The sequence below is a fragment of the Micromonospora sp. NPDC005197 genome, from assembly GCF_040608295.1.
Taxonomy (GTDB): Bacteria; Actinomycetota; Actinomycetes; order Mycobacteriales; family Micromonosporaceae; genus Micromonospora.
Genome location: NZ_JBEXHY010000201.1, coordinates 1 through 6780 on the forward strand (window position 1 = coordinate 1; position 6780 = coordinate 6780).

The following is a 6780-nucleotide window of genomic DNA, read 5'->3' on the forward strand; positions in this document are numbered from 1 at the left end:
CTATGGGTGTTTTTGGGCGGGGGGGGAGGGGGACCTGCGGGCAAAAAACCACAACCCCCCCCCCCACCCCCCCCGGGCGGCGGGCCCCCCCCCCGCCGGCCCGGCCCCCCCCCGCCGCTGACCGTCTAGACCTTCGTCAGCAGCTCCTGCATCTGGGTGATCTCGGCCTGCTGATCCCCGATGATCTTCGCCGCCAGAGTCTTGGCATCCGGGTTGCTGCCCTGCGCCGTCTCCTGCTGGGCCCTGCTGATCGCACCCTGATGGTGGCTGATCATCATGGTGAGGAACTGCTTGTCGAACTCGGCGCCCTTGGCCTTCGCCAGTTGGGTCATGTCCGCGTCGGACATGACGCCGGGCATCGCGCCGTGGCCCATGCCCATGTCCATGCCGCTCGCGCTGGCCATCGGGGCCGGCCTGCCCCAGGCGGTCAGCCACCCGTTCATGGTGTCGATCTCAGGCTGCTGCGCCTGCTTGATCTTCGTGGCGAGCGCCTTGACGTCGCTGCTGGCGGCCCGGGTATCGGCCAGCGACGCCATCTCGATCGCCTGCCGGTGGTGGACGACCATCATGTGAGCGAACATCACGTCCGCGTCGTTGAATACCGCGCCCGCGCCCGCGCTCGCCGAGGCCGCCGGCGCGCTGGTGCCCATGCCGGAGCCGTGGCCCATCCCGGAGCCCGTGGAGTCATCGCCGCCGCAGGCCGACAGCAGCACCGCAGCGGTCACCGCCACGCCGGCCAGTCCGGCACGGCGCAGCACAACAGAACGTGTCAACACAACAAGAAGCCTTTCGGTATCGGTGAACGTGCGAGAAGAACCTCGGCGCACGCCCTGCCGTACGCGCAATGCCGTACGGGCAGCAGCGGCGCAGCGGAGGTTCTATGTGCGCAGCACCGACAACCGAGCGAGACTCAGACCCACCGGCCGCGGCGGGCCCCGCAATACCCGCGACAGCGCGCTGACGTTGCGGATCTGCGAACCGACCGGACGCGGCCTCGCCCACCACCGCGCGATCAACAGCACGAGCACCGCCAGACCGGTGAGCACCGCCAGGCAGACACTCCAACCGGGCATGCCATCGCGCCCCGGGCCCTGCGGACCGCTCACGTGCGCGCAGCCTGGACACTCATCGGTCACGGCAGTCACCGCGGCCGCCACCTCCGCCGGCACGTCCATCCCGCCAGCCACGGCCACCGCACCGGCCGGCCCGTGGCCATGGTGGGTGCCCATGCGCATCCCGGCGTGTCCGAGGGTGTGCATCGCCGCGAGCCCGAACAGCGTGCAGGCCAGCAGCACCCACCGGGCCATCGGCCCGGCGCCCACTGCCCGCGCGCCTGTCACGCAACCACCGTACCCACCCACCGGGCGGGGACCCCTGACACCCGCACCGAACGTGACCGACAGTCGACGGTTGACCCACCAGATCGACCAACGCACGGGCGCACCGACACGCGTGCGAGCTGCGACGCGACCCGATCGTGGCCATCCTTTACGGAGGTAGCGGCGCGGTCCGGCAGCGGCCTCGAAGGTCGTGTCGGCCCAGGGGTTGCATCCGGTACCCAGGTACAGGCTTACCGTCGACCGGACGGCGCCGATGGCGCCCAGGTTCGAGGAGGCGGCATGTCTTTCGTGATTCCGGACGCCTGCACGCTACCGACGGCGCAACAGCCGTTGCGGCTGGCGGAGTTTGCTGAACTGTTCGCCACCGCCGTGCGCGAGGTGGACCAGCTCGACGCGACACACACGCGCCTGCGTCTGGCCGGCCCGGCGGGTCTGGCGGCCACGGTGCGTGACCTTGCCGCTCGCGAGACCGAATGCTGCTCGTTCTTCGACTTCACCGTCGCAGTCGAGCGTATCGGCGACGGGGAGGCCGTGACCCTGGACGTCGCGGTGCCGCCCCAGCATGGCGAGGTTCTGGCCTCTCTCGCGCGCCGCGCCCGTGACGCTGCCGCTCGCACCGCGAGCCGAGAGGAGCGTCGTGCAGCGGATCAGTTGTGAGCGGCTTCGCGAACTGCTCGATGCCGGTGAGGTCACGCTCGTCGAGGCAGCTCATTTCGAGGCGGACCATCTGCCCGGTGCGGTGAACCTGCCCGGTGAATTGTCCGCCGACCTGGCGGCCCGGCTGGCGCCGGACCGCGACCGGACCGTGGTCACCTCCTGTTCCGGCCCGGCCTGCTCGCGTTCGAAGGCCGCCGCCGCGGCGTTCGAGCGGCTCGGCTACACCGACGTACGCGTCTACGACGGCGGCAAGGCCGACTGGGCCCAGGCTGGGTTGCCGTTCGCCGGTACCCGGTCGACGGCACGGGCGTCGTGATGGACGGGCTGCGCACCGGCGAGGTCGCCGAGCAGGCCGGCGTCAACATCCAGACGCTGCGCTACTACGAGCGCCGCGGCCTGCTCGCCGAACCGTCACGGACGAACGGCGGGCACCGCCTCTACCCAGCCGACACGGTCGCCCTGCTCAACGTGATCAAGGCAGCGCAGCGACTCGGATTCACCCTCGACGAGGTCGCCGAGCTGCTCGACGCGGGCCGCCACCGGCACCCGAGCGCGGATCTGCGGCAACGCGCCATCGACAAGATCGCCGAGATCGACCTGAAGATCGCCGACCTGACCGCGATCCGCGCCACGCTCACCGAAGTCGTCGACGCGCGCTGCAACAGCCTCACCAACTGCACCTGCACGGACTGCCCGATCCCGTATCTGACCATCGGCACCACTCGACCCTCCGGAGAACGCGAATGAGCCAGCCCGTCCCGCCGCCGACCCGCATCCCGAACCCAGCCCCGGGGGAGATCGACAACACGCCGCCGCGGCGCAGCAAGGTTGCCGGCGGACTCGCCGTCCTCGCCTGCGCCGCCTGCTGCGCGCTGCCTCTGCTGATCGCCGCCGGGGTGCTCACCGGCGCGGGCGCCGCGATCCTGGAGAAGACGCTGTTCGCCATCGCCGCCGGACTGGTGGCTCTTGCGCTCGGCATGTGGTGGCTGCACCGCCGTCGCTCGGTCCAGCGTGCCATTGCTGGAGCGGGATGCGGCTGCCATAGCACTGGATGCGGCTGCTGACCCCCCGGGGCGCGAGGGCTTACCTGCGGGGCCGATCGCACACCGATGAGGTTTTCGCGCCGCGCCCGTCTGTACGTACTAAATGGACTTACGGGAGGTTGGCACGGTGCGGAAACTGATCTTCGCTATGAACGTGAGCCTGGACGGCTATGTCGCCGCGCCTGGCGATGACCTCGGCTGGAGCGTACCGAGCGACGAGCTGTTCCAGTGGTGGTCCGACCGGGTGGGGGCGACCGGCCTGGCGCTGTACGGGCGCAAATTGTGGGAGGCGATGAGCTCCCACTGGCCGACCGCCGACCAGCAGCCCGACGCCACACCGGCGGAGATCGAGTACGCCCGCCGCTGGCGGGACATGCCGAAGGTGGTGTTCTCCTCGACGACCCGCACGGTCGACTGGAACACCCGCCTGGTCACCGGCGACGCGGTCACCGAGATCACCCGGCTCAAGGCCGAAGACGGCGGCCCCATGGACATCGGCGGCGCCACACTTGCCGCAGCGGCCATGCGTGCCGGGCTGATCGACGAGTACGTGCTGGTCACCGCACCGGCCTTGCTGGGCGGCGGCACGCCGTTCTTCACGGCCCTGGACAGCTGGGTGAACCTCAACCTGGTGGAGACGCGGCCGTTTCCCGGCGGCGTGATACTGACCCGGTACGAGACGAGGCGATGAGCACGGGCCGGACTCGCCTGATCACAGTGTCGGAGGCAGGCCCAGCCATGGTTTGTCGGTGGCGTCGAATCCGGTGAGCTCGGCGATCCTCCCGTCGACGATGTGCAGGACCGCGATGGTAAACAGCCGGTACTCCGGGTCGTCGGGGGTGCGGAGGTACAGCGCGGCGGCCGGCATGCGGTTGATCGTCGTGGTGATACCGCGCCAGTCGTCGTAGCCGCGTTGAAAGAGCCCATGGGAGACCCAGCCGTCCACCGCTTCCCTGGCCGTCGTGGTCACGGTGCCCGGATCGGGCAGCATCGCGAAACGCAGGTCGTCGCGCAGTAGGGACGTCAGCCCGTCGAGGTCGTTGCGCTCATGGGCCTCGATGTACGACTTCACCGCGCCGCGCTCGTCATTCGACAGCTCGTGGGTGGCGGGGCTCCGCCAGTCGAGACGGCGGTCGGGCAGCTGCTCGCGCATCGTCACACGGGCCCGCTGCAGTGCGCTGGTCACCGATGCGACGGTCAGCTCAAGGGCGTCGGCGGCTTTCGACGCCGGCCAGCCGAGGACGTCGCGCAGGATGAACACCGCCCGCTGCCGCGGCGGCAGGTGCTGGACGGCGATGATGAACGCCAGCTCGATCGTCTCCCGCGCCACCACCGATTCCAGCGGGTCCTCGGGGAGCATCCGGTCGGGGTACGGCTGCAGGTACAGCAGCTCGGAGTCGGGGTTCGGCAGCTCGAACGGTACGGGTGTGCGGTCGTTGCGCTTCTCCAGGAAGTCGAGGCAGGCGTTCGTCGCGATCCGGTACAGCCAGGTCCGCACGGCCGCGTGGCCCCTGAACGACTCCCGCTTCTTCCACGCTCGCAGGAACGTCTCCTGCGTCATGTCCTGGGCGTCCTCGTAGTTCGCGAGCATCCGGTAACAGTGCACCTGCAGCTCACGCCGGTGGCGCTCCGTGATGAGTGCAAACCGCGCCGTGTCGCCTGAGTGGACCGCCGCGATGAACGCGGCCTCGGTGGCGCTTAGCGGTCTGGCGTCGGTCATGGTCGTTGATCCTTCCACCGGTGCGTGAGTGCTAAAGGAACCGACGACGTGGCGGAGGATTTCTGATCGGTGAAGCCGCCGACACCTAGGGCCGCGTCGGCGCGCCTTCGACCGGCGGAGAACAAAGACGAGTGCCAGGACCAGCTGGTGCGGGCACACCGCCGGAGCCCGCTCAGGTCGCCACGGCAACCGCCGGCACCACGTCGGGCGCGTCCAGCCGGAAGGCGTCGGCCGCCGCGTCGTCGGGCTGCTCGTGCGCGGCCCGCTCGGCCCGGACCCGCGCGACGTAGTGCGCCACCTCCCGGTCGACCCGCTCGTCGTCCCAGCCAAGGACCGGCGCCATCAGCGTCGCCGCCGGCCGGGCGGCCATCAGGCCCCGGTCGAAGCTCTCGATCGAGATGTGGGTGCGCCGGGTCAGCACGTCCTCCAGGTGCAGCGCCCCCTCGGCGGACGCCGCGTAGACGACCTCCACCCGCAGGTAGTCGTCCGCGCCGTCGAGCGGCTCGCCGAGCGTGGGGTCCTCCCGCAGCAGCGCCAGCACCTCGTCGACGGCGGCGCCGTAGCGCCGCAGCAGGTGCTCCACGCGCTCGGTGTGCAGGCCGGACTGCTGCGCCAGCCGGCGGCGCTGGTTCCACCGGGCGACGTAGCCCTCCGCCCCCAGCAGGGGCACCCGGTCGGTGCACGAGGCGGCCACCGCGCCGCCGAGGCCGCGCACCGCCTCGTCGACCGCGTCGCGCGCCATCACCCGGTACGTCGTGTACTTGCCGCCGGCCACCACCACGAGTCCGGGCGCCGGACTGACCACGGTGTGCTCCCGCGACAGCTTGGCGGTCGCGTCGGACTCTCCGGACAGCAGCGGGCGCAGGCCGGCGTACACGCCCTCGACGTCGTCGCGGGTCAGCGGGGTGGCCAGCACCGCGTTGACGCGCTCCAGCAGGTAGTCGATGTCCCGGCTGGTCGCCGCCGGATGCGCCTTGTCCAGGTCCCAGTCGGTGTCGGTGGTGCCGACCAGCCAGTGCCGGCCCCACGGGATCACGAACAGCACGCTGGACTCGGTGCGCAGGATCAGGCCGGTGCTGGACCGGATCCGGTCGCGCGGCACCACGAGGTGGATGCCCTTGGAGGCGCGGACCTGGAACTGGCCCCGCTCACCGACGAGGGCCTGGGTGTCGTCGGTCCACACCCCCGTGGCGTTGATGACCTGCCGGGCGCGCACCTCGAACACCCGGTCGGTCTCCAGGTCGTGCACCCGCGCGCCGGTAACCCGGGCGCCCTCGCGCAGGAAACCCACGACGCGGGCCCGCGACAGCGGGTACGCCCCGTGCGCGGCGGCGGTGCGGACGAGGAAGGTCACCAGCCGGGCATCGTCGACCTGGGCGTCGTAGTACTGCAGAGCGCCGACCAGCGACTCGGGCCGCAGCGACGGGCAGGCGCGCAGCGCCCCGCGGCGGCTCAGGTGCCGGTGCGTCGGCACGCCGCGCGCGTGGCGGCCGGACAGGCTCATCGTGTCGTAGAGCAGCACGCCGGCGCCGGCGTACAACCTTTCCCAGCCCCGGTGGCGCAGCGGGTAGAGGAACGGCACCGGGCGGACCAGGTGCGGGGCGAGCCGCTGCAGGAGCAGGCCCCGCTCGCGCAGGGCCTCGCGGACCAGCCCGAAGTCGAGCATCTCCAGGTAGCGCAGGCCACCGTGGATGAGTTTGCTGGACCGGCTCGACGTACCGCTGGCCCAGTCGCCGGCCTCGATGAGCCCGACCGACAGACCTCGGGTGACGGCGTCGAGAGCGCAGCCGGCGCCGGTGACGCCGCCGCCGATCACCAGGACGTCCAGTTCCTGGCCGCTGCCGAGGGCGGCCAGGGACCGCTCGCGGGCGGCCGGTGACAGTGTCGCGGAAAGCATGCGTCTTCTCTCTCCTGAGGAGGGTGGGGGGGGGGGGGGCCGGGGGGCCCGGCCCCGCCCCCCCCCCCCCACGTCGGTCGGATCAGGTCAGGGCGGCGGCGTCCGCGCGCGGTCCGTCCACCG

At 71.4% G+C, this 6780-nt stretch carries 9 protein-coding genes; 5 read left to right on the plus strand and 4 right to left on the minus strand.

The features are described from left to right. Positions 1-125: 125 nt before the first annotated feature. On the minus strand, positions 126-731 hold the full coding sequence (locus ABZU46_RS30420) for a DUF305 domain-containing protein (RefSeq protein ID WP_354863148.1): 606 nt from the start codon (positions 729-731) through the stop codon (positions 126-128). A gap of 147 nt (positions 732-878) precedes the next feature. Then, positions 879-1340: a DUF6153 family protein gene (locus tag ABZU46_RS30425; RefSeq protein ID WP_354863149.1), complete on the minus strand. Its 462-nt coding sequence runs from the start codon at positions 1338-1340 to the stop codon at positions 879-881. A gap of 279 nt (positions 1341-1619) precedes the next feature. On the opposite strand from ABZU46_RS30425, the gene ABZU46_RS30430 reads away from it, so the two are divergent. The 5 genes from ABZU46_RS30430 (at position 1620) to ABZU46_RS30450 (ending at position 3731) form a co-directional block, all read left to right on the plus strand. After that, complete coding sequence (locus ABZU46_RS30430; RefSeq protein ID WP_354863150.1) at positions 1620-1997, plus strand: hypothetical protein; 378 nt, start codon at positions 1620-1622, stop codon at positions 1995-1997. Then, positions 1978-2313, plus strand: coding sequence for a rhodanese-like domain-containing protein (locus ABZU46_RS30435; protein WP_354863151.1), 336 nt, complete (start codon positions 1978-1980; stop codon positions 2311-2313). Before ABZU46_RS30430 ends, ABZU46_RS30435 begins: the two co-directional genes overlap by 20 nt. Further along, complete coding sequence (locus ABZU46_RS30440; RefSeq protein WP_354863152.1) at positions 2313-2744, plus strand: MerR family transcriptional regulator; 432 nt, start codon at positions 2313-2315, stop codon at positions 2742-2744. The genes ABZU46_RS30435 and ABZU46_RS30440 overlap by 1 nt, the downstream gene beginning before the upstream one ends. Then, positions 2741-3061: a hypothetical protein gene (locus ABZU46_RS30445; protein ID WP_354863153.1), complete on the plus strand. Its 321-nt coding sequence runs from the start codon at positions 2741-2743 to the stop codon at positions 3059-3061. The genes ABZU46_RS30440 and ABZU46_RS30445 overlap by 4 nt, the downstream gene beginning before the upstream one ends. A gap of 106 nt (positions 3062-3167) precedes the next feature. Beyond that, positions 3168-3731, plus strand: coding sequence for a dihydrofolate reductase family protein (locus tag ABZU46_RS30450; protein WP_354863154.1), 564 nt, complete (start codon positions 3168-3170; stop codon positions 3729-3731). Positions 3732-3752: 21 nt separating this feature from the next. Here ABZU46_RS30450 and ABZU46_RS30455 read toward each other — a convergent pair whose 3' ends face one another. Together ABZU46_RS30455 and ABZU46_RS30460 are read right to left on the minus strand one after the other, a co-directional pair. Next, positions 3753-4760, minus strand: a complete 1008-nt coding sequence (locus tag ABZU46_RS30455) for an RNA polymerase subunit sigma-70 (protein ID WP_354863155.1) — start codon at positions 4758-4760, stop codon at positions 3753-3755. Positions 4761-4932: 172 nt separating this feature from the next. Then, a complete protein-coding gene (locus ABZU46_RS30460; RefSeq protein ID WP_354863156.1) occupies positions 4933-6657 on the minus strand; it encodes a glycerol-3-phosphate dehydrogenase/oxidase in 1725 nt (574 codons plus the stop codon). Between the last annotated feature and the right edge of the window lie 123 nt (positions 6658-6780).

Bases quoted from the DNA above. Each gene is read 5' to 3' on its own strand.
- ABZU46_RS30460 (WP_354863156.1), bottom strand. From the start codon at position 6,657: ATGCTTTCCGCGACACTGTCACCGGCCGCCCGCGAGCGGTCCCTGGCC.
- ABZU46_RS30455 (WP_354863155.1), bottom strand. From the start codon at position 4,760: ATGACCGACGCCAGACCGCTAAGCGCCACCGAGGCCGCGTTCATCGCG.
- ABZU46_RS30430 (WP_354863150.1), top strand. From the start codon at position 1,620: ATGTCTTTCGTGATTCCGGACGCCTGCACGCTACCGACGGCGCAACAG.
- ABZU46_RS30445 (WP_354863153.1), top strand. From the start codon at position 2,741: ATGAGCCAGCCCGTCCCGCCGCCGACCCGCATCCCGAACCCAGCCCCG.
- ABZU46_RS30440 (WP_354863152.1), top strand. From the start codon at position 2,313: ATGGACGGGCTGCGCACCGGCGAGGTCGCCGAGCAGGCCGGCGTCAAC.